Origin of the sequence: Marichromatium purpuratum 984, assembly GCF_000224005.2 — a bacterium.
Taxonomy (GTDB): Bacteria; Pseudomonadota; Gammaproteobacteria; order Chromatiales; family Chromatiaceae; genus Marichromatium; species Marichromatium purpuratum.
On record NZ_CP007031.1, the window covers coordinates 800293 to 821503 of the forward strand.

Consider the following 21211-nt stretch of genomic DNA (forward strand, 5'->3'; position numbering starts at 1 on the left):
GCCGAACAACCCCGCGGCGTCTCGCATCGAGACTCCGACGCCGAGGTTGGCGCTAGATCCCCGATCGGCTGCGCGGCTGATCCTCGCCGAGCGCAACCAGCACCAGAGTCCATGCCCCGTTAGGGACCATAGTAAGCACCTCGAGGGAAGGCATAATGGCCTATTCGTTCACCGAAAAAAAGCGCATCCGCAAAGACTTCGGCAAGCGTCCCAGCATCCTGGACGTGCCGTTCCTGCTGGCCACGCAGATCGACTCCTATCATGAGTTCCTGCAGGCCGACACCTCCGAGCGAGGGCGGCGGGACGTCGGATTGCACGCTGCCTTCAAGTCCGTTTTCCCGATCGAGAGCTATTCCGGCAATGCCGTCCTCGAATATGTGAAGTATCGGCTCGGCGAGCCGGTCTTCGATGAACGTGAGTGCCATCTCCGCGGAGCCACCTTCGCCGCGCCGCTGCGCGTGCTGCTGCGCCTGGTGATCTACGACAAGGATGCCCCGGCGGGCGCCAAGGTCGTCAAGGACGTCCGCGAGCAAGAGGTCTACATGGGCGAGCTGCCGCTCATGACCGAGACCGGCACCTTCATCATCAATGGCACCGAGCGTGTCATCGTCTCGCAGTTGCACCGCTCGCCCGGTGTCTTCTTCGACCACGACAAGGGCAAGACCCACTCCTCGGGCAAGCTGCTGTTCTCCGCGCGCGTCATCCCCTACCGCGGCTCCTGGCTCGACTTCGAGTTCGATCCCAAGGACAACGTCTTCGTCCGTATCGACCGTCGCCGCAAGTTGCCGGCGACGGTGCTGCTGCGCGCGCTCGGTTATACCGTCGAGGAGATCCTCGAGCGGTTCTTCGACACCGACACCTTCCACCTCGCCAAGCGCCAGATCTCCTTCGACCTGGTTCCCGAGCGGCTGCGCGGCGAGACCGTGAGCTTCGACGTCAAGATCGGCGACGAGGTGCTGGTCGAGTCCGGCCGTCGCGTCACCGCGCGCCACATCCGCGAGCTGCAGAAGGCCGGCGTCGAGCAGTTGGAGGTGCCGATCGACTTCCTGCTCGGGCGCATCCTCGCGCGCGACCAGATCGATACCGATACCGGTGAGGTGCTGGCCGAAGCCAACAGCATCATCACCCCGGAGATGTTGCAGACCCTGTTCGAGAAAGGCATCGAGCGTGTCGATACCCTGTTCGTCAACGATCTCGACCAGGGGCCCTACATCTCCGAGACCCTGCGCATCGACAACACCACCAGCGATCTCGACGCCCAGATCGAGATCTACCGGATGATGCGCCCGGGCGAGCCGCCGACCAAGGAGGCCGCCCAGAACCTGTTCCACAACCTGTTCTTCACCCCGGATCGCTACGACCTCTCGGCCGTTGGCCGGATGAAGTTCAACCGCCGCCTCGGTCGCGAGAACGAGGAAGGCCCGGGCGTGGTCTACGACGGTCATTACTTCCGTGATCGCGCCGATGCCTTCTCCCAGGATTTGCTGGCCAAGTACGGCGACAGCTCCGACATCATCGATGCGCTCCGGGTGCTGGTCGAACTGCGCAACGGTCGCGGTGCGGTCGACGACATCGACCATCTCGGCAACCGCCGCATCCGCTGCGTCGGCGAGATGGCCGAGAACCAGTTCCGCGTCGGTCTGGTGCGTGTCGAGCGCGCGGTCAAGGAGCGTCTCTCGCTGGCCGAGTCCGAGGGGCTGATGCCGCAGGAGCTGATCAACGCCAAGCCGGTCTCGGCGGCGATCAAGGAGTTCTTCGGCTCCAGTCAGCTCTCGCAGTTCATGGACCAGAACAACCCGCTCTCCGAGGTCACCCACAAGCGTCGTGTCTCGGCGCTCGGCCCGGGTGGTCTGGCCCGCGAGCGCGCCGGCTTCGAGGTGCGCGACGTGCACCCGACCCATTATGGTCGCGTCTGCCCGATCGAGACCCCTGAAGGCCCGAACATCGGTCTGATCAACTCGCTCGCGGTCTATGCCCGCACCAACGCCTATGGCTTCCTCGAGACCCCCTATCGGCGGGTCGAGGACGGGCGCGTCACCGACGAGATCCACTATCTCTCGGCGATCGAGGAGGGCAACTACGTCATCGCCCAGGCCAATGCTGCGCTCGACGGCGAGGGCCGACTGAGCGACGCGCTAGTCTCCTGCCGTCACGCCAACGAGTTCACCATGAAGGCACCCGAAGAGGTGAACTACATGGACGTCTCGCCGCGTCAGGTGGTGTCGGTAGCCGCTTCGCTGATCCCTTTCCTCGAGCACGACGACGCCAACCGTGCGCTGATGGGTTCGAACATGCAGCGTCAGGCGGTGCCGACGCTGCGCGCCGAGAAGCCGCTGGTCGGCACCGGCATCGAGCGCGTGGTGGCCAAGGACTCCGGGGTCTGCGTGGTGGCGCGTCGCGGTGGCGTGATCGAGTCGGTCGACGCCGCGCGCATCGTGGTGCGGGTCAACGACGAGGAGGCCGTGCCCGGCGTGCCTGGCGTGGACATCTACAACCTCACCAAGTACACCCGGTCCAACCAGAACACCTGCATCAACCAGCGTCCGCTGGTGCGTCCGAACGATGTGGTGACGCGTGGCGACGTGCTCGCCGACGGGCCCTCGACCGACATGGGCGAACTCGCTCTCGGTCAGAACCTGCGCGTGGCCTTCATGCCCTGGAACGGCTACAACTTCGAGGACTCCATCCTCATCTCCGAGCGCGTGGTGCAGGAGGATCGCTTCACCAGCATCCACATCGAGGAGCTGTCCTGTCTAGCGCGCGACACCAAGCTCGGCCCGGAGGAGATCACCAGCGACATCCCCAATGTCGGTGAGGCCGCGCTCTCCAAGCTCGACGAGTCGGGCATCGTCTACGTCGGCGCCGAGGTGCGCGACGGCGACATCCTGGTCGGCAAGGTCACGCCCAAGGGCGAGACTCAGCTCACCCCCGAGGAGAAGCTGCTGCGCGCGATCTTCGGCGAGAAGGCCTCGGACGTGAAGGACACCTCGCTGCGCCTGCCCTCGGGTATGAACGGCACCGTGGTCGATGTCCAGGTGTTCACCCGCGACGGGGTGGAGAAGGACAAGCGCGCCCAGCAGATCGAGGAGATGGAACTCGACCGCGTGCGCAAGGACTTCGCCGATCAGCAGCGGATCATGGAAAACGACACCTTCCAGCGTGTCGAGCGCATGCTCGTCGGCAAGGTCGCCGACGGCGGCCCCGGTGGTCTGCGCCCCGGCTCCGAGATCACCAGCGAGTACCTGAGCGACCTGGTGTCGCGTGGCTCGCGCGATCTCTGGTTCGAGATCCGCATGCAGGACGAGGACATCGCCACCCAGCTCGAGGCGGTCGCTACCCAGGTCAAGCAGCAGCGCGACGAGTTCCGCGAGCGTTACGAGACCAAGAAGCGCAAGATCGCCAGCGGCGACGACCTCGCCCCCGGCGTGCTCAAGATGGTCAAGGTCTACGTGGCGGTGAAGCGGCGCATCCAGCCCGGTGACAAGATGGCCGGTCGTCACGGTAACAAGGGTGTTATCTCCAAGGTGGTGCCGGTCGAGGACATGCCGTTCTCGGCCGACGGCGAGCCGGTCGACATCGTGCTCAACCCGCTCGGCGTGCCTTCGCGCATGAACGTCGGTCAGGTGCTCGAGACCCATCTCGGCTGGGCCGCCAACGGTCTCGGCGTGAAGATCGGCAAGATGCTCCAGGCTCAGGCCAAGCTCGCCGAGCTGCGCGAGCTGCTCGACAAGATCTACAACACCAGTGGCAAGCGCGAGTCGCTCGACGAGTTCAGCGATGACGAGATCCTCGAACTCGCGCGCAACCTCACCCGAGGTGTGCCGCTGGCCACGCCGGTGTTCGACGGCGCCACCGAGGACGAGATCAAGGCCATGCTGCGTCTGGCCGATCGTGACAACACCGCCCAGGGCGTGCCCAGTGGTCAGACCATCCTGTTCGATGGCCGCTCCGGTGAGCAGTTCGAGCGTCCGGTCACCGTCGGCTACATGTACATGATCAAGCTCAACCACCTGGTCGACGACAAGATGCACGCCCGCTCCACCGGGCCCTACAGCCTGGTCACCCAGCAGCCGCTCGGCGGCAAGGCGCAGTTCGGTGGTCAGCGCTTCGGTGAGATGGAGGTCTGGGCATTGGAGGCCTATGGTGCCGCCTACACCCTGCAGGAGATGCTCACGGTGAAGTCGGACGACGTCAACGGTCGGACCAAGATGTACAAGAACATCGTCGACGGAGACCATCGCATGGAGGCGGGTATGCCCGAGTCGTTCAACGTGCTGGTCAAGGAGATCCGCTCGCTCGCGATCAACGTCGAGTTGCAGCAGGACTAACCGAGCCATCAAGCCGCGGGACGCATTCCCTCCGAGTGGGGGAGTGCGTCCTTTCAATGATCTGGCGACCGTGCGGTTCGTGCCTCACCGCACCCTACGCACCACGCACGCGACGCATGTGGGGCTAGCGCTTAGCCGGTTATCGCAGGCAGGAGATTAAGGTCTTGAAAGATCTACTGAAAATCATCAAGCAACAGGGCCAGGCACTCGAATTCGACGCGATCAAGATCGGACTTGCCTCCCCCGAGATGATCCGTTCCTGGTCCTTCGGCGAGGTCAAGAAGCCCGAGACCATCAACTATCGCACCTTCAAGCCGGAGCGCGACGGGCTGTTCTGCGCCAAGATCTTCGGCCCGATCACCGACTACGAGTGCATCTGCGGCAAGTACAAGCGCCTCAAGCACCGCGGCGTGGTGTGCGAGAAGTGCGGCGTCGAGGTCACCCTGGCCAAGGTGCGCCGCGAGCGCATGGGCCACATCGATCTGGCCAGCCCGGTGGCGCACATCTGGTTCCTCAAGTCGCTGCCCTCGCGTATCGGCCTGCTGCTCGACATGACGCTGCGCGACATCGAGCGCATCCTCTACTTCGAGTCCTTCGTGGTCATCGATCCGGGTCTGGTGCAGGATCTCGAGCGCGGTCAGTTGCTCAACGACGAGCAGTATCTCGAGGCGCTCGAGGCCCATGGTGACGAGTTCGACGCGCGCATGGGCGCCGAGGCGGTCTACGAGCTGCTGCGCACCATCGACATGGCCGCCGAAGTGCGGCGGATGCGCGAGGAGATCGAGAGCACCAACTCCGAGACCAAGATCAAGAAGCTCTCCAAGCGTCTCAAGCTGCTCGAGTCGCTGCTCGAGTCGGGCAACCGCGCCGAGTGGATGATCCTCACCGTGCTGCCGGTGCTGCCGCCGGAGCTGCGTCCGCTGGTGCCGCTCGACGGTGGCCGCTTCGCGACCTCGGACCTCAACGATCTCTACCGTCGCGTCATCAACCGCAACAACCGACTCAAGCGCCTGCTCGATCTGGTCGCGCCCGACATCATCGTGCGCAACGAGAAGCGCATGCTCCAGGAGTCGGTCGACGCGCTGCTCGACAACGGTCGTCGCGGTCGTGCCATCACCGGCACCAACAAGCGCCCGCTGAAGTCGCTCGCCGACATGATCAAGGGCAAGCAGGGCCGCTTCCGTCAGAACCTGCTCGGTAAGCGTGTCGACTACTCCGGTCGTTCGGTCATCGTCGTCGGCCCCTATCTCAAGCTGCACCAGTGCGGCCTGCCCAAGCGCATGGCCCTGGAGCTGTTCAAGCCGTTCATCTTCAGCAAGCTGCAGCTGCGCGGGCTGGCCGCCACCATCAAGGCCGCCAAGAAGATGGTCGAGCGCGGCACCCCCGAGGTGTGGGACATCCTCGAGGAGGTCATCCGCGAGCATCCGGTGATGCTCAACCGCGCGCCGACCCTGCACCGTCTCGGCATCCAGGCCTTCGAGCCGGTGTTGATCGAGGGCAAGGCGATCCAGCTCCACCCGCTGGTCTGTACCGCCTTCAACGCCGACTTCGACGGCGACCAGATGGCCGTGCACGTGCCGCTCTCGCTCGAGGCCCAGCTCGAGGCACGGGCGCTGATGATGGCCTCGAACAACATCCTCTCGCCGGCCAACGGCGAGCCGATCATCGTGCCCTCGCAGGACGTGGTGCTCGGGCTCTACTACATGACCCGTGAGCGCATCGGCGCTAAGGGCGAGGGCAGCCTGTTTGCCGACATCGACGAGGCGCGTCGCGCCTACGAGACCGGGCAGGCCGATCTGCACGCGCGCTGCCGGGTGCGCATCCACGAAGTGATCCAGGATCAGGACGGCGGTCGTCGCGAGCAGACCTCGATCAAGGAGACCACTCTGGGGCGCGCCCTGGTGTTCGCCATCGTCCCCACCGGTCTGCCCTTCGACCTGGTCGATCGGCCGATGGGCAAGAAGCAGATCTCGCGTCTGATCAACGTCTGTTATCGTCGTCTCGGCCTCAAGGACACCGTGGTCTTCGCCGACCAGATCATGTATCTGGGCTTCCGCATGGCCACCCGCGCCGGCGCCTCGATCGGTCTCGAGGACATGGAGGTGCCGGAGGAGAAGACGGAGATCCTGGCCGGCGCCGAGAAGGAGGTCAAGGAGATCCAGGATCAGTACTCCTCGGGTCTGGTCACCAACGGCGAGCGCTACAACAAGGTCGTCGACATCTGGTCGCACACCAACGACCGGGTCGCCAAGTCGATGATGAGCAAGCTCGGTGGCTCGGTCGCGGAGACCCGCCCGGCCTATGAGGCGCTGCGCTTCCTCGGCGAGTACCGCCAGGCCGTCTACGAGCTGGTGGCCGACGACGCCGAGCAGCACCTGGCCGCGCGCCGGCTGTTCGACCGGCTGCAGGGTACGGCTGCCGAACTCGGCGCCCGTCTCGAGTCCGGTGAACTCGATGCCAAGGCCTTCGCCGGCGAGTTCGATGCACTGATCAGCGGTGCGCGCGCCGAACTCGACGCCTTCGGCGAACTCGATCAGGTGGACTCGGTCGAGGTGCGGGCTCGGGTCAAGAGCGCCCTGGCCGCACTCGATCAGCGTCTGGCCGAGCAGCGTCGTCAGGACTCGTTCAACTCGATCTTCATGATGGCTGACTCCGGCGCTCGAGGCTCGGCGGCGCAGATCCGTCAGCTCGCCGGTATGCGTGGCCTGATGGCCAAGCCGGACGGCTCGATCATCGAGACCCCGATCACCGCGAACTTCCGCGAGGGTCTGAACGTCATCCAGTACTTCATCTCGACCCACGGCGCGCGTAAGGGTCTGGCCGATACCGCGCTGAAGACCGCCAACTCGGGTTACCTGACCCGCCGTCTAGTCGACGTCGCCCAGGACATGGTGGTGCTCGAGCAGGACTGCGGCACCGATCAGGGTCTGCTGATGGCCCCGATCATCGAGGGCGGCGACGTGGTCGAGCCGCTGCGCGAGCGCATCCTCGGTCGTGTCGCAGCAGTCGACGTCTATCGCCCGGGGACCGACGAGTTGGTCTGCCCCGCGGGCACCCTGCTCGACGAGCGTTGGGTCGAGCGCTTCGAGGAGAAGGGCATCGACCAGGTGCGGGTGCGCTCGCCGATCACCTGTGAGTCGCGTCTCGGCGTCTGTGCCCAGTGCTATGGTCGCGATCTCGCACGTGGTCATCGGGTCAACATCGGCGAGGCCGTCGGCGTCATCGCCGCGCAGTCGATCGGTGAGCCGGGTACCCAGCTCACCATGCGCACCTTCCACATCGGTGGTGCGGCCTCGCGTGCGGCGGCGGTCAACAGTATCGACATCAAGAACGGCGGCTCGGTGCGCCTGCACAACATCAAGACCGTCGAGCACCACTCGGGCAACCTGGTGGCGGTGTCGCGCTCCGGCGAACTGACCGTGGTCGATGAGCGCGGCATGGAGAAGGAGCGCTACAAGGTGCCCTATGGCGCCACCCTGGGTGTGGCCGACGGTCAGCAGGTCAACCCCGGTGATGTGGTCGCGACCTGGGATCCGCACACCCATCCGGTCATCACCGAGGTGGCCGGTAAGCTCGCCTTCGCCGACTTCATCGAGGGTGTGACGGTGCAGGCCCAGACCGATGATGTCACCGGCCTGACCTCGCGCGTGGTCATCGATCCCAAGCAGCGTCCGGCCACCGGCAAGGACCTGCGCCCGATGGTCAAGCTGCTCGACGAGCAGGGCAACGAGCTCAACATCGCGGGTACCGACCTGCCGGCGCGTTACTTCCTGCCCTCGGGCGCGATCGTCAGTGTCGACGATGGCGCCATGGTTGGGGTCGGCGACGTGCTCGCGCGTATCCCGCAGGAGTCGAGTAAGACGCGTGACATCACCGGTGGTCTGCCGCGTGTCGCCGACCTGTTCGAGGCGCGCAAGCCGAAGGAGCCGGCACTGCTCGCCGAGGCCAGCGGTACCATCGGCTTCGGTAAGGACACCAAGGGCAAGCAGCGTCTGATCATCACCACCGACGACGGTGAGGCGGTCGAGGAGCTGATCCCGAAGTGGCGTAACGTCAATGTGTTCGAGGGCGAGCGCGTGGAGCGCGGCGAGGTGATCGCCGACGGTGAACTGGCGCTGCACGACATCCTGCGCCTGAAGGGCGTGACCGCACTGGCCGAATATCTGGTCAAGGAGATCCAGGACGTCTACCGGCTGCAGGGCGTGAAGATCAACGACAAGCACATCGAGGTGATCGTTCGCCAGATGCTGCGCAAGGTCGAGATCACCGCGCCGGGCGACACCCGTCTGCTGCGTGGCGAGCAGGTGGAGTACACCACCGTGCTCGACGAGAACAAGCGGATGATGGCCGAGGACAAGCAGCCGGCGCTCTTCGAGCCGCTGCTGCTGGGTATCACCAAGGCCTCGCTCGCCACCGAGTCGTTCATCTCGGCGGCCTCCTTCCAGGAGACCACCCGAGTGTTGACCGAGGCGGCGGTGCGTGGTTCGGTCGACCACCTGGCCGGCCTCAAGGAGAACGTCATCGTCGGTCGTCTGATCCCCGCCGGCACCGGCCTGTCGTCGCACCTCGAGCGCCGACGTCAGCGTCAACTCGACCTGCAGGCCGCCGGCGGCAAGGTCGAGATGGACGCGGAGGAGTTGGAAGAGGCATTGAAAAAGGCGCTCAACACCTCCGCTGCGGACTGATCCGCAGCATGCCGAAAGGCGTTTCATTCCAAGAAAGATCGGGCAGTTAGGGAGGTTGACACGTTTAGGGTCACTCCCTATACTGCTCTGTCTCAGCTAGCTGGCCGAAAGGTTAGCTGGCCTTATTTTCTTGGTCCGGTTCCTTGGTCTGGGCAAATCTGCCCGGTCCCCGAGTCAATCGATCGAATCCGTGCGGACGTACTGGCTGCAACGCGGCCTGCTGCCGTGCAGGCGTCGTTTGACTCCCTGAATTTGGCGCGAGGGCGCCCCTGGAGACTGATTGCATGGCAACGATCAACCAACTCGTGCGGAAGCCCCGCAAGCGGAACGTGGCGAAGAGCAATGTGCCGGCCCTCGAGGCTTGTCCGCAGCGTCGTGGTGTCTGCACTCGCGTGTACACCACCACCCCGAAGAAGCCGAACTCCGCACTGCGTAAGGTTGCGCGTGTGCGTCTGACCAACGGCTACGAGGTGGCTTCCTACATCGGTGGTGAAGGCCACAACCTGCAGGAGCACTCGGTGGTGCTGATCCGCGGTGGTCGTGTCAAGGACTTGCCGGGTGTTCGTTACCACACCGTGCGCGGCACGCTGGATACCTCGGGTGTCGAGAAGCGGCGTCAGGGTCGTTCCAAGTACGGCGCCAAGCGCCCGAAGAGCTGAGTCAGTATCCAATTTAGGTCGGAGTAGATCATGCCGAGAAGACGCGTTGCCGCACGTCGCCAGATCCTGCCGGATCCCAAGCACGGAAGCGAGCTGTTGACCAAGTTCATCAACATGATGATGGAAGACGGAAAAAAATCCGTCGCCGAGCGCATCATTTACAACGCGCTCGACCAGATCGCCGAGAAGAAGGGCGCAGAGCCCGTCGAGCTGCTCGAGCAGGCGATGGAGAATGTCCGCCCCGCGGTTGAGGTCAAGTCCCGCCGTGTCGGTGGTGCAACCTATCAGGTGCCGGTCGAGGTGCGTCCTACCCGTCGCAACTCGCTGGCAATGCGTTGGCTGATCGATGCTGCGCGCAAGCGCTCCGAGAAGTCCATGGCGCAGCGTCTGGCCGGTGAGCTGATGGATGCCGCCGAGTCGCGTGGTTCTGCGGTTAAGAAGAAAGAAGACACGCACCGCATGGCCGAGGCCAACAAGGCCTTCTCGCACTACCGCTGGTAGTTTCGCAAAGCATTTTTTGATCAATCAGGGCGGATTCAGTCGTGGCACGTAGCACCCCAATCGAGCGGTATCGCAACCTTGGCATCATGGCGCATATCGATGCCGGGAAGACCACCACCACAGAGCGCATCCTGTTCTACACCGGGATCTCTCACAAGATTGGTGAGGTGCATGATGGTGCCGCCACCATGGACTGGATGGAGCAGGAGCAGGAGCGTGGTATCACCATCACCTCCGCGGCAACCACCTGCTTCTGGAGCGGCATGGACCGTGACCGCCCTGAGCACCGCGTCAACATCATCGACACCCCCGGGCACGTCGACTTCACCATCGAAGTCGAGCGTTCGCTGCGTGTGCTCGACGGCGCCTGCGCCGTGTTCTGCGCCGTCGGCGGCGTCGAGCCCCAGTCCGAGACGGTGTGGCGTCAGGCCGACAAGTACGGCGTGCCGCGTATCGCCTTCGTCAACAAGATGGACCGCATGGGTGCCAACTTCCTGCGTGTCGTCGGTCAGGTCGAGGAGCGTCTCGGCGCCAACCCGGTGCCGATCCAGATCCCGATCGGTGCCGAGGAAGACTTCCAGGGCGTGGTCGACCTGGTGCGCATGAAGGCGATCTACTGGGATGAAGCCAGCCGCGGCATGGAGTACGAGGCGCGCGACATCCCCGCCGACCTGGTCGATCTCTGCGACGAGTGGCGCGAGAAGATGGTCGAGGCTGCGGCTGAGGCCAACGAAGAGCTGATGGATAAGTACCTCGAGGGCGAGTCGCTCAGCGAGGACGAGATCAAGGCCGCGCTGCGTGAGCGCACCCTGAAGAGCGAGATCGTGCCGATGATGTGCGGCTCGGCCTTCAAGAACAAGGGTGTGCAGGCGATGCTCGACGCCGTGCTCGACTACATGCCTTCGCCGATCGACGTGCCCGCCATCCGCGGCATCCTCGACGACAAGGACGAGACCGAGGCGGTCCGCGAGTCGAACGACGACGCGCCTTTCGCTGCGCTGGCGTTCAAGATCGCGACCGACCCCTTCGTCGGTACCCTGACCTTCTTCCGTGTCTACTCGGGCGTCATCAAGTCCGGTGACACCGTGTTCAACCCGGTCAAGAGCAAGAAAGAGCGCGTCGGCCGTATCCTGCAGATGCACGCCAACGATCGTCAGGAGATCAAGGAAGTCCGTGCCGGCGACATCGCCGCGGCGGTCGGTCTGAAGGATGTCACTACGGGTGACACTCTGTGCGATCTCAACGAGATCATCACCCTGGAGCGCATGGAGTTCCCCGAGCCGGTCATCTCGGTCGCGGTCGAGCCCAAGACCAAGAGCGACCAGGAGAAGATGGGTATCGCGCTGCAGAAGCTGGCGCAGGAAGACCCCTCCTTCCGTGTCCACACCGACGAGGAGTCCGGTCAGACCATCATCTCCGGTATGGGTGAGCTGCACCTGGAGATCATCGTCGACCGCATGCGTCGCGAGTTCAAGGTCGAGGCCAACGTCGGCGCGCCCCAGGTCAGCTATCGCGAGACCATCCGCGCGACCGTCGAGCAGGAGACCAAGTTCGCTCGTCAGTCCGGTGGTCGTGGTCAGTTCGGTCACGTGCACATCCGCATCGAGCCGCAGGAGGCCGGTGCCGGTTACGAGTTCGTCAACCAGATCGTCGGTGGCGTGGTGCCGAAGGAATACATCCCTTCGGTCGACAAAGGTATCCAGGAGGCCATGCAGAACGGCATTATCGCCGGCTTCCCCATGGTCGACGTCAAGGTCACCCTCTACGACGGTTCCTACCACGAGGTCGACTCGAGTGAGATGGCGTTCAAGATCGCCGGCTCGATGGCCATCAAGGAAGGTGCCGCCAAGGCCAAGCCGGTGTTGCTCGAGCCGATCATGAAGGTCGAGGTGGTGACCCCCGAGGAGAACATGGGCGACGTCATGGGCGACCTGAACAGCCGTCGCGGCATGATTCAGGGGATGGAGGATGCGCCTTCCGGCAAGGTCATCCGTGCCGAGGTCCCGCTGTCCGAGATGTTCGGTTATGCAACCGATCTGCGCTCGGCGACCCAGGGTCGTGCGACCTACAGCATGGAGTTCTCCAAGTACAACGAGGTGCCCGCCAGCATTGCCGAAGCGGTCTCCAAGAAATAGTAACGATTGTTAAGGGTAGAGCGGGATGTCCAAAGAAAAATTCGAACGTAGCAAGCCGCACGTCAACGTTGGCACTATCGGCCACGTCGACCACGGCAAGACCACGCTGACGGCTGCGATCACCACGCACCAGGCGCGCAAGTACGGTGGTGAGGCACGTGCCTACGACCAGATCGACAACGCACCCGAAGAGCGCGAGCGTGGCATTACCATTGCCACCGCGCACGTCGAGTACGAGTCCGATACCCGTCACTACGCGCACGTCGACTGCCCCGGCCACGCCGACTACGTGAAGAACATGATCACCGGTGCGGCGCAGATGGACGGCGCGATCCTGGTGGTGTCGGCCGCCGACGGCCCGATGCCCCAGACCCGCGAGCACATCCTGCTCTCCCGTCAGGTCGGCGTGCCCTACATCATCGTCTACCTGAACAAGGCCGACATGGTCGACGACGCCGAGCTTCTCGAACTCGTCGAGATGGAAGTGCGCGAGCTGCTCTCGAGCTACGACTTCCCGGGTGATGACACCCCGATCGTGACCGGTTCGGCCAAGCTCGCCCTCGAGGGCGACACCTCGGAGATCGGCGGTCCGTCCATCGACAAGCTGGTCGAGGCGCTCGACAGCTACATCCCCGAGCCCGAGCGTGCCGTCGACGGCGCCTTCCTGATGCCGATCGAGGACGTGTTCTCGATCTCGGGTCGCGGCACCGTGGTGACCGGTCGTGTCGAGCGTGGCGTGATCAAGGTCGGTGAAGAGGTCGAGATCGTCGGCATCAAGGACACCACCAAGACCACCTGCACCGGCGTGGAGATGTTCCGCAAGCTGCTCGACCAGGGCGAGGCCGGTGACAACGTCGGCGTGCTGCTGCGCGGCACCAAGCGTGAGGACGTCGAGCGTGGTCAGGTGCTGGCCAAGCCCGGCAGCATCACCCCGCACACCAACTTCGAGGCCGAAGTCTACGTGCTGAGCAAGGAAGAGGGTGGTCGTCACACGCCCTTCTTCAACGGCTATCGTCCGCAGTTCTACTTCCGCACCACCGACGTGACTGGTGCCTGCGAGCTGCCCGAGGGCATCGAGATGGTCATGCCTGGCGACAACGTCAAGATGACCGTCCAGCTGATCGCGCCGATCGCGATGGAAGAGGGCCTGCGCTTCGCTGTTCGCGAGGGTGGTCGTACCGTCGGCGCCGGCGTGGTCTCCAAGATCATCGAGTAAGGATATGAGCAGCCAAAGAATTCGTATTCGACTGAAGGCGTTCGATCATCGTCTGATCGATCAGTCCGCACGCGAGATCGTCGATACCGCCAAGCGTACCGGCGCTCAGGTTCGTGGTCCGGTTCCGCTGCCTTCCAAGAAGGAGCGCTTCACGGTCCTGGTCTCCCCGCACGTCAACAAGGACGCGCGTGACCAGTACGAGCTGCGCACCCACAAGCGCCTGATGGACATCGTCGATCCGACCGACAAGACGGTCGATGCGCTGATGAAATTGGATCTGGCCGCGGGCGTCGACGTCCAGATCAAGCTGAGCTGAGGACGAAACGATGACGATCGGAGTTATCGGGCGTAAGGCTGGCATGACCCGGCTGTTCAACGAGGACGGGGAGAGCATCCCGGTCACCGTGATCGAGGTCCAGCCCAACCGTGTGAGCCAAGTCAAGTCCGCCGAGACCGATGGCTACCGCGCCATTCAGGTTGCCTTCGGATCGCGTCGCGCCTCGCGTGTGACCAAGCCGATGGCGGGGCACTTCGCCAAGGCCGGTATCGAGGCCGGTGAAGTGTTGCGCGAGTTCCGTCTCGAGGGCGAAGAAGGTGCCGACATCGAAGTCGGTCAGGAGATCTCGGTCTCCATGTTCGAGGCCGGCCAGAAGGTGGACGTGCGTGGCGTGACCAAGGGTCGCGGCTTCGCCGGCACCATCCGCCGCCACCACTTCCGTGGTCAGGATGCGACCCACGGCAACTCGCTGTCGCACCGCGCGCCGGGTTCCATCGGTCAGAACCAGACCCCGGGCCGTGTGTTCAAGGGCAAGAAGATGGCCGGTCACCTCGGTGCCGCCAATCGTTGCCAGCAGGGTCTCGAGGTGGTGCGTGTCGATGCCGAGCGCAACCTGCTGCTGGTCCGTGGCGGTGTGCCCGGTCCGGCGGGTGGTCGCGTGGTCGTGCTGCCGTCCGTGAAGCAGAAGAACAAGGGTTAAGTCCATGGAACTCGCCATTCGAAATGACAACGGCGGTGCCAGCGTGCAGGTCTCGGACACCGTTTTCGGGGCCGACTTCAAGCCCGGTCTGATTCACCAGGTGGTTACCGCGTACCTGGCCGGCGCGCGCGCCGGCACCAAGGCTCAGAAGAACCGCTCAGCCGTCTCTGGCGGCGGTGCCAAGCCGTGGCGTCAGAAGGGCACCGGTCGTGCTCGTGCCGGTACCAGCCGCAGCCCGCTGTGGCGCTCCGGTGGTGTGACCTTCGCCGCGCAGCCGCGCGACTACAGCCAGAAGGTCAACCGCAAGATGTACCGCGGTGCCGTGCGCTCGATCCTCTCCGAGCTGGTGCGTACCGAGCGTCTGGTGGTGGTCTCCGAGTTCGCGCTCGAGGCACCCAAGACCAAGGAGCTGCTCGCACTGCTCGAGGGCCAGGGTCTGAAGGACGTGCTGATCCTCACCGACGGCATCGAGCCGAACCTGTTCCTGGCCGCGCGCAACGTCAACGGTGTTGACGTGATGGCGGCTCAGGAGGTCGACCCGGTGAGCATGATCGCTTTCGAGAACGTGCTCGCGACCGAGGCGGCGATCAAGAAACTCGAGGAGCGCCTGGCATGAACAAAGAGCGTCTGATGAAGGTGCTGCTCGCGCCGATCGTCTCCGAGAAGTCGACCCGTATCGCCGAGTCCGGCCAGGTCGTGTTCCGGGTTACGACCGACGCGACCAAGCGTGAGGTGAGCCAGGCCGTCGAGCTGCTGTTCGAGGTCAAGGTCGACAGCGTGCAGATCCTCAACGTCAAGGGTAAGACCAAGCGTTTCGGTCAGCGCCACGGCAAGCGTCAGGACTGGCGCAAGGCCTATGTGCGTCTGGAAGCTGGTCAGGATATCGATTTCGGCGGCGGCGCGTGAGCGCAGCGGCGGACAGCAACGGATAGACCAAGATGGCAATCGTAAAGACCAAACCGACGTCCGCCGGGCGCCGCTTTGTCGTGAAGGTGCAGTCCCCCGAACTGCACAAGGGCGCCCCCTACGCGCCGCTGATCGAGAAAAAGACGAAGAACGGTGGACGCAACAACTTCGGACGCATCACTGTGCGCCACCAGGGTGGTGGTCACAAGCAGCGTTACCGTGTTGTTGATTTCAAGCGTAACAAGGAAGGCGTACCGGCCGTGGTCGAGCGGCTCGAGTACGACCCGAACCGCACGGCTCATCTGGCGCTGCTGAAGTACGCCGATGGTGAGCGTGCCTACATCATCGCCCCCAAGGGGTTGAGCGCAGGCGATCGCGTGCAGGCCGGTGAGGCCGCTCCGATCAGCGTCGGCAACTGCATGCCGCTGCGCAACATCCCGGTCGGTACCTTGGTGCACTGCATCGAGATGCGTCCGGGCAAGGGCGCCCAGCTCGCCCGTTCGGCCGGTGCATCGGCCCAACTCGTCGCGCGTGAAGGCGCGATGGCCACCCTGCGTCTGCGCTCCGGTGAGATGCGCAAGGTGCATGCTGATTGCCGCGCGGTGATCGGCGAGGTCGGCAACTCCGAGAACAGCCTGCGGAAGCTCGGCAAGGCCGGCGCGACCCGCTGGCGTGGCGTGCGTCCCACGGTGCGTGGTGTCGTCATGAACCCGGTCGACCATCCGCACGGCGGTGGTGAGGGCCGGACTTCCGGTGGTCGTCACCCGGTCACCCCCTGGGGTGTGCCGACTAAGGGCCATAAAACGCGCAAGAATAAGCGGACCGATGGCATGATTGTGCGTCGTCGCGGCCGCAAGTAAATAAGGCGAGGTTGAGCAAGTGCCACGTTCGATTCGAAAAGGACCCTTTGTGGACCACCACCTGATCAAGAAGGTGGAAGAGGCGGTCGCCCAGAACAGTAAACGGCCTATCAAGACCTGGTCGCGTCGCTCCATGGTGTTGCCGGAAATGGTTGGGCTGACCATCGCAGTCCATAACGGGCGTCAGCACGTGCCGGTGCTCGTCAATGAAAACATGATCGGCCACAAGCTCGGCGAGTTTGCGCTGACGCGCACCTTCCGTGGGCACGCCGCCGATCGCAAGGCGAAGAAGCGCTAGTCGGAGACCCGCAATGCGAGCCGAAGCAACATTGAAATACGCACGGGTCTCTGCCCAGAAGGCCCGGCTGGTCGCCGATCTGATCCGCGGTCAGCGCGTCGAGGAGGCCCTGAACACCCTGGCCTTCAGCAACAAGAAGGGCGCCGAGATCATCAAGAAGGTCCTGGAGTCCGCGATCGCCAACGCCGAGCACAACGAAGGCGCTGACATCGACGAGCTGAAGGTCGCTGCGATCCAGGTCAACGAGGGTCCGACCATGAAGCGGATTCGCGCGCGTGCCAAGGGCCGCGCCAACCGCATCATGAAGCGTACCAGCCATATCAGCTTGACGGTGTCGGAAGCGTAAGGAATTTCAGGGGACCAGTATGGGACAGAAAGTTAATCCGAACGGCATCCGACTTGGCATCGTCAAGGACTGGACTTCCAAGTGGTATGCAAGTTCGAAAGATTATGCCGACCTGCTCAACACCGACCTGCAGGTGCGCGATTTCCTGCGCAAGAAGCTTGCAAAGGCCTCGGTGAGCCGCATCCAGATCGATCGTCCGGCGAAGAACGCCCACATCACCATCCACACCGCGCGTCCTGGCGTGGTGATCGGTAAGAAGGGCGAGGACATCGACAAGCTGCGCGTGCAGGTCTCGAAGATGATGGGGATTCCGGTGCACATCAGCATCGAGGAGATCCGCAAGCCCGAACTCGACGCCCAGCTCGTCGCCGAGGGCATTGCCCAGCAGCTCGAGCGTCGCATCATGTTCCGTCGCGCGATGAAGCGCGCGTTGCAGAACACCATGCGTCTGGGTGCCGAGGGCATCAAGGTCAACGTCGCGGGCCGTTTGAACGGCGCCGAGATCGCCCGTAGCGAGTGGGCCCGTGAGGGTCGCGTGCCGCTGCACACCCTGCGTGCCGACATCGATTACGGCTTCGCCGAGGCGCGCACCACCTATGGCGTGATCGGCGTCAAGGTGTGGATCTTCAAGGGCGAGGTGTTCGGCGACCAGGTCCCTGAGGAGCCGGCATCCAAGAGCGCCGGAAGAAAGGGTTAAGTCATGCTGCAACCGAAACGCACCAAGTTCCGAAAGCAACACAAGGGCCGCAACCGTGGCCTCGCCCAGAGCGGCAACCAGGTCAGCTTCGGCGAGTTCGGTCTCAAGGCCGTGAGCCGTGGCCGGGTGACCGCGCGTCAGATCGAGGCGGCCCGTCGTACCATCACCCGTCGCGTCAAGCGTGGCGGCAAGCTGTGGATTCGCGTCTTCCCCGACAAGCCGATCTCCAAGAAACCTCTCGAGGTTCGAATGGGTAAAGGTAAGGGTAACGTCGAGTACTGGGTCGCGCCGATCCAGCCCGGCCGGATGCTCTACGAGATCGAGGGCGTCAGCGAAGAGCTGGCACGTGAGGCCTTCAAGCTCGCCGCTGCCAAGCTGCCCGTGCAGACCACCTTTGAGAAGCGGACGATCCTGTGATGAAGGCTAACGAACTCCGACAGAGCAGCCTCGACGAGCTGCAGGCGCGGTTGATGGACCTGTTGCGCGAGCAGTTCAACCTGCGCATGCAGCAGGGCACCGGTCAGCTGTCCAAACCCTCGCAGATGAAGGCCGTGCGCCGGGATATCGCCCGGATCAAGACGGTGATGGCGGAAATGGCGGGCAAGCAAGCATGAGCGACGAGAACAACAGCAACCGCATCCAGGAAGGGCGCGTCATCAGCAGCGCGATGGACAAGACCGTGACCGTGCTCATTGAGCGTCGCGTCAAGCATCCGCTCTATGGCAAGTTCATGCGTCGTTCGACCAAGATTCATGCCCACGATGAAGAGAACACCTGTAACCAGGGTGATCTCGTCCGTGTCGAGCAGTGCCGGCCGCTCTCCAAGACCAAGACGTGGCGTCTGCTCGAGGTCATCGAAAAGGCGCGCTGAGGCGACGCGCTTCGACAAGGTCCCGGACGTTCGCTCGTTTTGTCGCTCGTCCGTCTCGCGATTCGCTCAGCAGCCGGTTTAGCCCGGAATCAGCAATAGGCGTAGGTAAACAACATGATTCAGATGCAGACCAATCTCAGCGTCGCTGACAACAGCGGCGCCCGGAGCGTGCAATGCATCAAAGTGCTTGGCGGATCGCATCGGCGCTACGCGGGCATCGGCGATGTCATCAAGGTCACGGTCAAGGACGCAATCCCGCGCGGCAAGGTCAAGAAAGGCGACGTGTTCAACGCCGTTGTCGTTCGCACCCGCAAGGGCGTGCGTCGTCCCGACGGTTCCCTGATCCGCTTCGACGGCAATGCCGCCGTGCTACTGAACAACCAGCTCCAGCCCATCGGCACCCGCATCTTCGGCCCCGTCACGCGTGAATTGCGTGGCGAGCGCTTCATGAAGATCATCTCGCTGGCGCCCGAAGTGCTGTAAGGAGACGACGGCATGCAAAAGATCAAGAAGGGTGATGACGTCACCGTCATTACCGGCAAAGACAAGGGTAAACGTGGTACCGTGCTGCGCGTCGTCGACGCCGAGCACATCATCGTTGAGAACGTGAACATCGCGCGCAAGCACCAGAAGCCGAACCCGCAGGTCGGCGAGCCTGGTGGTATCGTCGACAAGCCGATGCCGATGCACGTCTCGAACGTGGCGCTCTACAACCCGCAGAAGGGCGGGCCAGACCGCGTCGGTTTCAAGATCCTGGAAGACGGTCGCAAGGTTCGCGTGTTCAAGTCGAACGGCGAAGTCGTCGACGTCTGACCGAAGGAAGCGAGATGTCCACCAGACTACAGACAGAATACGAACAGCGCATCGTCGGTCAGCTCAAGGAGCGTTTCAGCTTCAAGAGCGTGATGCAGGTGCCGCGCATCGAGAAGATCACGCTGAACATGGGCGTTGGCGAGGCCGTGGCCGACAAGAAGGTCATGGACAACGCCGTCGCCGACATGCGTGCCATCGCCGGCCAGCAGCCGATCGTCACCTACGCCCGCAAGTCGGTCGCAGGCTTTAAGATCCGCGAAGGTTGGCCGATCGGCTGCAAGGTGACCCTGCGTCGCGAGCGCATGTACGAGTTCCTCGACCGCCTGATCAGCGTCTCCATCCCGCGTATCCGCGACTTCCGTGGGCTCAGCCCCAAGGCGTTCGACGGGCGTGGCAACTACTCGATGGGCGTGCGCGAGCAGATCATGTTCCCCGAGATCGATTACGACAAGATCGATGCACTGCGCGGGCTCGACATCACCATCACCACGTCGGCTCGGACGGACGAAGAAGGACGGGCTCTGCTCGAGGCGTTCAACTTCCCCTTCCGTACCTGAGGTAGAGACCATGGCGAAAAAGAGCATGATCGCGCGCGATCGCAAGCGCGCCCAGGTCGCGGCCCAGTTCAGCGCCAAGCGCGCCGAGCTCAAGGCGGTGATCAACGACCGTAACGCGACTCCCGAGCAGATCGACGAAGCCGTGCTGAAGCTGCAGAAGCTTCCGCGCGACGCCAGCCCCTCGCGTCAGCAGCGTCGCTGCCGTGTCAGCGGCCGTCCGCATGCCGTGTATCGCAAGTTCGGTCTCTCGCGCAACAAGCTGCGCGAGGCAGTGATGCGTGGCGATGTCCCTGGCGTCGTCAAGGCAAGCTGGTAGAATTCCCCCCTCGGGCCTTCCGGCCCGAGCATCCTGAAAACCAAGTCCCCCCAATGGGTATCACATCGGCAACGATGGATTGACCCGAGGAGAAGCCAATGAGTATGTCGGATCCGATTGCGGATATGCTAACGCGTATCCGTAACGGCCAGCAGCGCGGCAAGTTCACCATCATGATGCCGTCCTCCAAGCAGAAGATCGCGATCGCGAACCTGCTGAAGGAAGAGGGCTACATCGCCGACGCGCAGGTCGAAGAGAACGAGGGTAAGCCCCAGCTGGTTCTCAGGCTCAAGTACTATCGCGGCAAGCCCGTGATCGAGTACCTCAAGCGCGTCTCGCGCCCCGGTCTGCGCATCTATCGCAGCAAGGACGAGCTGCCCCAGGTCTGGGCCGGTCTCGGCGTTGCGATCGTCTCCACCTCCAAGGGTCTGATGACCGACCGCGAGGCCCGCAAGGCGGGTCACGGCGGCGAGATCATCGCCTACGTCGCCTAAGGGAGGTCGGAACTATGTCTCGCGTTGCAAAGGCACCGGTCGCCATCCCCAATGGGGTTAAAGTCGAACTCCAAGGTCAGGACGTCAAGGTCTCCGGCCCCAAGGGTTCGATGGAGTGGACCGTGCATCCGGCGGTCCGCGTCTGTGAGGAAAACGGTCAGCTGCTGGTCGCTCGTGCCGAAGGGTACGAGAAGGACTGGGCCATGGCCGGCACCACTCGGGCGCTGATCAATAACATGGTCGTGGGCTGCGGCACCGGCTTCACTCGTAAGCTGACCCTGGTCGGCGTGGGCTATCGCGCTCAGGCCAAGGGCAAGGTGCTCAACCTCAACCTCGGCTTCTCGCACCCGATCGATTTTCCGGTGCCCGAGGGCATCACCATCGAGACCCCGAGTCAGACCGAGATCGTCGTCAGCGGTGCCGACAAGCAGCAGGTCGGTCAGGTCGCGGCGAAGATCCGTGGGTTCCGTCCGCCGGAACCCTACAAGGGCAAGGGCGTGCGTTACGCGGACGAGAACGTCCTGCGTAAGGAAGCCAAGAAGAAATAAGGGG

22 protein-coding genes and 2 pseudogenes are annotated in these 21211 nt (G+C 63.7%); all 24 read left to right on the forward strand.

Going from position 1 to position 21211, the window contains the following annotated elements:
• The first annotated feature begins 155 nt into the window (after positions 1-155).
• The 24 genes and pseudogenes from rpoB (at position 156) to rplF (ending at position 21207) form a co-directional block, all read left to right on the forward strand.
• Positions 156-4328 carry a DNA-directed RNA polymerase subunit beta gene (gene rpoB / locus MARPU_RS03650; protein ID WP_005224648.1) on the forward strand — a complete coding sequence of 1391 codons (4173 nt, stop codon included), beginning with the start codon at positions 156-158 and terminating at the stop codon, positions 4326-4328.
• A 164-nt stretch (positions 4329-4492) separates the two neighbouring features.
• A pseudogene (rpoC, locus tag MARPU_RS18200) lies at positions 4493-6601 on the forward strand (DNA-directed RNA polymerase subunit beta'); the annotation flags it as partial.
• Positions 6602-6859: 258 nt separating this feature from the next.
• Positions 6860-9013, forward strand: a pseudogene (locus MARPU_RS18205) (DNA-directed RNA polymerase subunit beta'); the annotation flags it as partial.
• A 284-nt stretch (positions 9014-9297) separates the two neighbouring features.
• Entirely contained in the window at positions 9298-9672 is a 375-nt protein-coding gene (gene rpsL, locus MARPU_RS03660) for a 30S ribosomal protein S12 (protein WP_005224646.1), read from the forward strand.
• A 30-nt stretch (positions 9673-9702) separates the two neighbouring features.
• Positions 9703-10173 (forward strand): 30S ribosomal protein S7, encoded by a 471-nt coding sequence (rpsG, locus tag MARPU_RS03665; RefSeq protein WP_005224645.1) that lies wholly within the window; start codon positions 9703-9705, stop codon positions 10171-10173.
• A 41-nt stretch (positions 10174-10214) separates the two neighbouring features.
• A complete protein-coding gene (gene fusA, locus MARPU_RS03670; RefSeq protein ID WP_005224644.1) occupies positions 10215-12308 on the forward strand; it encodes an elongation factor G in 2094 nt (697 codons plus the stop codon).
• Between the two features lie 25 nt (positions 12309-12333).
• Positions 12334-13524, forward strand: coding sequence for an elongation factor Tu (tuf, locus tag MARPU_RS03675; protein ID WP_005224655.1), 1191 nt, complete (start codon positions 12334-12336; stop codon positions 13522-13524).
• Between the two features lie 4 nt (positions 13525-13528).
• Positions 13529-13840, forward strand: coding sequence for a 30S ribosomal protein S10 (rpsJ, locus tag MARPU_RS03680; protein ID WP_005224322.1), 312 nt, complete (start codon positions 13529-13531; stop codon positions 13838-13840).
• A gap of 10 nt (positions 13841-13850) precedes the next feature.
• Complete coding sequence (gene rplC, locus MARPU_RS03685) at positions 13851-14501, forward strand: 50S ribosomal protein L3 (RefSeq protein WP_005224323.1); 651 nt, start codon at positions 13851-13853, stop codon at positions 14499-14501.
• Between the two features lie 4 nt (positions 14502-14505).
• On the forward strand, positions 14506-15117 hold the full coding sequence (rplD, locus tag MARPU_RS03690; protein ID WP_005224324.1) for a 50S ribosomal protein L4: 612 nt from the start codon (positions 14506-14508) through the stop codon (positions 15115-15117).
• The gene (rplW, locus tag MARPU_RS03695) at positions 15114-15407 is read left to right on the forward strand and encodes a 50S ribosomal protein L23 (RefSeq protein ID WP_005224325.1); all 294 of its coding nucleotides are present in this window, start codon (positions 15114-15116) and stop codon (positions 15405-15407) included. Before rplD ends, rplW begins: the two co-directional genes overlap by 4 nt.
• A 32-nt stretch (positions 15408-15439) precedes the next feature.
• On the forward strand, positions 15440-16267 hold the full coding sequence (gene rplB / locus MARPU_RS03700; RefSeq protein WP_005224326.1) for a 50S ribosomal protein L2: 828 nt from the start codon (positions 15440-15442) through the stop codon (positions 16265-16267).
• 19 nt (positions 16268-16286) lie between these two features.
• Positions 16287-16565 carry a 30S ribosomal protein S19 gene (gene rpsS, locus MARPU_RS03705; RefSeq protein WP_025275092.1) on the forward strand — a complete coding sequence of 93 codons (279 nt, stop codon included), beginning with the start codon at positions 16287-16289 and terminating at the stop codon, positions 16563-16565.
• Between the two features lie 13 nt (positions 16566-16578).
• Positions 16579-16911, forward strand: a complete 333-nt coding sequence (rplV, locus tag MARPU_RS03710; RefSeq protein WP_005224328.1) for a 50S ribosomal protein L22 — start codon at positions 16579-16581, stop codon at positions 16909-16911.
• A 19-nt stretch (positions 16912-16930) separates the two neighbouring features.
• Positions 16931-17608, forward strand: a complete 678-nt coding sequence (gene rpsC / locus MARPU_RS03715) for a 30S ribosomal protein S3 (RefSeq protein WP_005224329.1) — start codon at positions 16931-16933, stop codon at positions 17606-17608.
• Positions 17609-17611: 3 nt separating this feature from the next.
• Positions 17612-18025, forward strand: a complete 414-nt coding sequence (gene rplP, locus MARPU_RS03720) for a 50S ribosomal protein L16 (RefSeq protein ID WP_005224330.1) — start codon at positions 17612-17614, stop codon at positions 18023-18025.
• Entirely contained in the window at positions 18025-18222 is a 198-nt protein-coding gene (gene rpmC, locus MARPU_RS03725; RefSeq protein WP_005224331.1) for a 50S ribosomal protein L29, read from the forward strand. Before rplP ends, rpmC begins: the two co-directional genes overlap by 1 nt.
• Positions 18219-18479, forward strand: a complete 261-nt coding sequence (gene rpsQ, locus MARPU_RS03730; protein WP_005224332.1) for a 30S ribosomal protein S17 — start codon at positions 18219-18221, stop codon at positions 18477-18479. The genes rpmC and rpsQ overlap by 4 nt, the downstream gene beginning before the upstream one ends.
• Before the next feature lie 114 nt (positions 18480-18593).
• Positions 18594-18962, forward strand: coding sequence for a 50S ribosomal protein L14 (gene rplN, locus MARPU_RS03735; protein ID WP_005224333.1), 369 nt, complete (start codon positions 18594-18596; stop codon positions 18960-18962).
• A 12-nt stretch (positions 18963-18974) separates the two neighbouring features.
• Positions 18975-19292 carry a 50S ribosomal protein L24 gene (gene rplX, locus MARPU_RS03740; RefSeq protein ID WP_005224334.1) on the forward strand — a complete coding sequence of 106 codons (318 nt, stop codon included), beginning with the start codon at positions 18975-18977 and terminating at the stop codon, positions 19290-19292.
• Between the two features lie 14 nt (positions 19293-19306).
• Positions 19307-19849 carry a 50S ribosomal protein L5 gene (gene rplE / locus MARPU_RS03745; RefSeq protein ID WP_005224335.1) on the forward strand — a complete coding sequence of 181 codons (543 nt, stop codon included), beginning with the start codon at positions 19307-19309 and terminating at the stop codon, positions 19847-19849.
• Positions 19850-19859: 10 nt separating this feature from the next.
• The gene (gene rpsN, locus MARPU_RS03750) at positions 19860-20165 is read left to right on the forward strand and encodes a 30S ribosomal protein S14 (protein WP_005224336.1); all 306 of its coding nucleotides are present in this window, start codon (positions 19860-19862) and stop codon (positions 20163-20165) included.
• Between the two features lie 98 nt (positions 20166-20263).
• Positions 20264-20659, forward strand: a complete 396-nt coding sequence (rpsH, locus tag MARPU_RS03755; RefSeq protein WP_005224337.1) for a 30S ribosomal protein S8 — start codon at positions 20264-20266, stop codon at positions 20657-20659.
• A 14-nt stretch (positions 20660-20673) separates the two neighbouring features.
• Complete coding sequence (gene rplF, locus MARPU_RS03760) at positions 20674-21207, forward strand: 50S ribosomal protein L6 (RefSeq protein ID WP_005224338.1); 534 nt, start codon at positions 20674-20676, stop codon at positions 21205-21207.
• Positions 21208-21211 lie beyond the last annotated feature (4 nt).

Excerpts from the sequence above, each read along its gene's own strand:
- rplF (WP_005224338.1), top strand. The coding sequence starts at position 20,674 with ATGTCTCGCGTTGCAAAGGCACCGGTCGCCATCCCCAATGGGGTTAAA.
- rpsG (WP_005224645.1), top strand. The coding sequence starts at position 9,703 with ATGCCGAGAAGACGCGTTGCCGCACGTCGCCAGATCCTGCCGGATCCC.
- rpoB (WP_005224648.1), top strand. The coding sequence starts at position 156 with ATGGCCTATTCGTTCACCGAAAAAAAGCGCATCCGCAAAGACTTCGGC.
- rplE (WP_005224335.1), top strand. The coding sequence starts at position 19,307 with ATGTCCACCAGACTACAGACAGAATACGAACAGCGCATCGTCGGTCAG.
- rpsL (WP_005224646.1), top strand. The coding sequence starts at position 9,298 with ATGGCAACGATCAACCAACTCGTGCGGAAGCCCCGCAAGCGGAACGTG.
- rplD (WP_005224324.1), top strand. The coding sequence starts at position 14,506 with ATGGAACTCGCCATTCGAAATGACAACGGCGGTGCCAGCGTGCAGGTC.
- rplP (WP_005224330.1), top strand. The coding sequence starts at position 17,612 with ATGCTGCAACCGAAACGCACCAAGTTCCGAAAGCAACACAAGGGCCGC.
- rplX (WP_005224334.1), top strand. The coding sequence starts at position 18,975 with ATGCAAAAGATCAAGAAGGGTGATGACGTCACCGTCATTACCGGCAAA.
- rpmC (WP_005224331.1), top strand. The coding sequence starts at position 18,025 with ATGAAGGCTAACGAACTCCGACAGAGCAGCCTCGACGAGCTGCAGGCG.
- rpsJ (WP_005224322.1), top strand. The coding sequence starts at position 13,529 with ATGAGCAGCCAAAGAATTCGTATTCGACTGAAGGCGTTCGATCATCGT.
- rpsN (WP_005224336.1), top strand. The coding sequence starts at position 19,860 with ATGGCGAAAAAGAGCATGATCGCGCGCGATCGCAAGCGCGCCCAGGTC.
- rpsQ (WP_005224332.1), top strand. The coding sequence starts at position 18,219 with ATGAGCGACGAGAACAACAGCAACCGCATCCAGGAAGGGCGCGTCATC.
- rplN (WP_005224333.1), top strand. The coding sequence starts at position 18,594 with ATGATTCAGATGCAGACCAATCTCAGCGTCGCTGACAACAGCGGCGCC.
- tuf (WP_005224655.1), top strand. The coding sequence starts at position 12,334 with ATGTCCAAAGAAAAATTCGAACGTAGCAAGCCGCACGTCAACGTTGGC.
- rplB (WP_005224326.1), top strand. The coding sequence starts at position 15,440 with ATGGCAATCGTAAAGACCAAACCGACGTCCGCCGGGCGCCGCTTTGTC.
- rplW (WP_005224325.1), top strand. The coding sequence starts at position 15,114 with ATGAACAAAGAGCGTCTGATGAAGGTGCTGCTCGCGCCGATCGTCTCC.
- rpsH (WP_005224337.1), top strand. The coding sequence starts at position 20,264 with ATGAGTATGTCGGATCCGATTGCGGATATGCTAACGCGTATCCGTAAC.
- rpsC (WP_005224329.1), top strand. The coding sequence starts at position 16,931 with ATGGGACAGAAAGTTAATCCGAACGGCATCCGACTTGGCATCGTCAAG.
- rplC (WP_005224323.1), top strand. The coding sequence starts at position 13,851 with ATGACGATCGGAGTTATCGGGCGTAAGGCTGGCATGACCCGGCTGTTC.
- rplV (WP_005224328.1), top strand. The coding sequence starts at position 16,579 with ATGCGAGCCGAAGCAACATTGAAATACGCACGGGTCTCTGCCCAGAAG.